Annotated in this window: 2 protein-coding genes; one reads left to right on the top strand and one right to left on the bottom strand. The window is 44.8% G+C overall.

Features of this window, described 5'->3' with window-relative positions; translation table 11 throughout:
* The first annotated feature begins 263 nt into the window (after positions 1-263).
* Positions 264-794, top strand: a complete 531-nt coding sequence (locus tag BN874_RS10845; protein ID WP_034433115.1) for a hypothetical protein — start codon at positions 264-266, stop codon at positions 792-794.
* A gap of 13 nt (positions 795-807) precedes the next feature.
* Here BN874_RS10845 and tnpC read toward each other — a convergent pair whose 3' ends face one another.
* Positions 808-2424 (bottom strand): IS66 family transposase, encoded by a 1617-nt coding sequence (tnpC, locus tag BN874_RS10840; RefSeq protein ID WP_034433114.1) that lies wholly within the window; start codon positions 2422-2424, stop codon positions 808-810.
* Positions 2425-2546: the final 122 nt, after the last annotated feature.

Genomic DNA, 2546 nt, shown 5'->3' with positions numbered 1-2546 from the left:
GCATCTCAAAAATTTAATAATAAAATTATATCATAAATTTTAGTTTCTGATAATGTCTATTCAACTCCGAGTATTGCTGCATTATCTTTGTCTCCTTAAATTAACCATGTGTTGATAAGTTTAAGCTTATCATTACATGGTTTTCTGTCAAAATTTATTACCCTACCTAACTTGACGCATTTCTCGATTTGTTGTATGTCTGAATTCTGTTCTTTTCACAACAACGCATATGGAAGAAGGGGTTTGATATTGGAGGTTTTTTTATGTGTGGTGAGACGAACAAAGATTGGCCTACTATCCTCTTAGATAAAGCTCATGGCTTGACAGAGGATATGCTTATTGCTGTTACGAAAGGTGAAATAGCAGCAATAATTTTCGATGATTTTTACACCGAGATAGATCGGGAAAAAATTGTTGCGTACCTATCGACCGAAGCTAACTTCAAACGCTACATTTATAAAAATGCAGCCGTTAGCTATTTTGGGTGCGCAGCGATTGAATCGAAGCATGATAACGCTGCTTACTTTACAAAAGCTAGGGATGCATTAGCTGATCTTAATCAGCTCATCGCGGCTATTGAAGTACTACATCCTGTAAAGTTAGTCATCGATCTGTTTGGAAAAGCCTGGCCACATGGTGCCCAAATAGCGCGAGAGTCTTCCAATAACGGGAGTTACTTCGCTGGGATAATCCGCTCTATCAGGAGTGGTCCGCTTCATACCGATGTTTGTAACCGTCAGAGGACCGGCGTTCTTGACAACCAGGATCCTTTGCTCTCCTTTTGTCCAGCCTGATATCGGAAGATCCCTAAGGTAGATTCACTTCCTGCATGGCTTTTGGACCGCCGACAGCAGGCTCGCCAGGTTTGATAACATCTCGCAAATGGACCGGTACGGCTTCCTCATAGAACCTCATCTTCCAGTTTGCCGGAGTTAGATCCATCGCTGTTAGCTTGGGATCGGTGATGCGCTTAGTTAAGTCGAGCAAATAGTAGTAAGGATGAATCCCATGCATAAGCGCACTGCCAATCAGAGTATAAAACACAGCAGCGGTATCAGCCCCTTCCTCCGAAGCACAATGAAGCCAATTCTTCATCCCCAATTTCGTGGGACGAATCGCTCTTTCATCTTTCCCATTGTCAATCGGAATCGCCCCGTCACCGACAAACAAACAAGCAGCCTCCCAGCGTGGCAAGACATACGATACGGCCTTCGATAACAACTCATCCGTTATCACTTCCGGTTTGCCAGAGGCGCTCACAAGCCAAGTGTGAAACTTATCCAGCACAGGCTGGCTTTGCTTCAAACGCTCTACACTACGTTTCTCGTCGCTTTCTCCGCGCAAAGAGTTTTCGATTCTATATAGTTCTTGAATATATCCAAGAGCCTCTTTAGCAAGCTTCGGTTGACTGCGTTCAGCATCAATAAAGTCTCTGCGAATATGCATCCAACACAACTGCCACTTCAGTTGTGCTTTTTCCGCGTAATCTTCGTAGGCGCCATAAGCATCGCTAATCAGCACGCCAGAAAACTCCTTCAGAATCGTTTTCACCTCGCTCCAACATCGCGACGGACGATAGATAAACGATACCCCAATACCGGCAGCTAATATCGGCCAAAAGAATCCTGTACCAAACTTCTTTTTTCCGTCTTTATCCTTTTTCCCAACTCGCATTGGAGTTTCGTCCATATGCACAACCGGTGAACCGCGAATACTGGTTGCTATAGCATTTGCTATTGGCAAAAATAGACCTCCCAGTTCTATTGCCCACTTGGTCAAACTATCGCGTGAAATATTTATGCCCTGTAACCGAAGTTGTTGCTGTTGGCGATAGAGGGGCAAATGCCAGAGAAACTTTTTAATAACGAACATTATGATGCACATCTCAGACACCTTGCAGCGGCGACCCAAGACGTGGTCGGGGGCTTCAGGTGTGTGAAACTTGCCTGTGCTCTTGTTCTTATACACTTTCCGCACAATGCGAATAACATAATACTCTTCGGGGGATGCTCCCAAGCGTTCAGTTATCTTCTCTGTCACAAGCTCAAGGTCAGCATCCGCCACTCCATCTGGCTTTTCGTCTATGATCTGCTCACGCTGCGGGAGATGCTCAGGGAAGGTGCCTTCGGGTGCCTCATCATCATCTGAAAATTTTCTCTTGGTCGTTCGGGTGTGTGTGGCGATGTCGGTCGCATTTTGTTCGGCAGCTGAAGCTTCCTCAGTCTTTGGCAAAGGGAACAACCAAGGTTGCTCTGAGCTGACATCGCGCTTTTCTGACTTGGCTCCAAAGAGCATATGCTTATATTTAGCAACGATCAGTTTTAGATGAGACTCCCGGCTAAGCGCAGAAGCGAGCTCTGTCGCAAGCTCATCGAGGCGTGTTTTAAGGTTCTGAATTTCGTTTTGAATTGATTCCGTTGTCATGAATTTCTTTTACCATTTCTTGACATTTAGTGCATCAGGGTTGGGGCATCATCGCTAACTATTTCCTCCTGTAAATTTTCCCGTGATTGCTTATAAATTTGAAACCCACTGTAAGCTCATTG

Origin of the sequence: Candidatus Contendobacter odensis Run_B_J11 (assembly GCF_000531125.1) — a bacterium.
Taxonomy (GTDB): Bacteria; Pseudomonadota; Gammaproteobacteria; order Competibacterales; family Competibacteraceae; genus Contendibacter; species Contendibacter odensensis.
The sequence above is the reverse complement of the archived record's forward strand: the minus strand, read 5'-3'. Positions and strand labels throughout refer to the sequence as shown.